Source organism: Aliivibrio sp. SR45-2, from assembly GCF_963890165.1.
Lineage (GTDB): Bacteria > Pseudomonadota > Gammaproteobacteria > Enterobacterales > Vibrionaceae > Aliivibrio > Aliivibrio salmonicida.
In genome coordinates this window covers 1-300 of record NZ_CAWPRC010000109.1, presented here as the reverse complement: position 1 = coordinate 300, position 300 = coordinate 1, and the positions used below count along the sequence as shown (strand labels likewise).

The window sequence follows — 300 nt, the reverse complement described above, 5'->3', positions numbered from 1 at the left end:
ATTGGAGCGAAAGCAAGGCTCGTATAACAAAGCAATCAACACGATGCTATTTACATTCGGCATTCGCGGTTTGGAGTATAATTGGTTTTGTAAGTCGGTCTTTCGCACGTGTTATTGCGGCGTTAACTGCTTCTTTGTTACCTGTGCAATATATTGTACATTTCAGTTTTAATGGGTTAGACTTGTTCAATATTAAGTACAACTCAACAAAGAGGTAATTATGCGTATAGTTTCTTTTACTGAAGCTCGAAATGGTCTTAAATCTGTTCTTGATGGCGTAGTTAATGATGCTGACTGCAC

Annotated in this window: 1 pseudogene; it reads left to right on the top strand. The window is 38.0% G+C overall.

From position 1 onward, the window contains the following. Positions 1-220: 220 nt before the first annotated feature. A pseudogene (locus tag AACV33_RS04735) lies at positions 221-300 on the top strand (type II toxin-antitoxin system prevent-host-death family antitoxin); the annotation flags it as partial.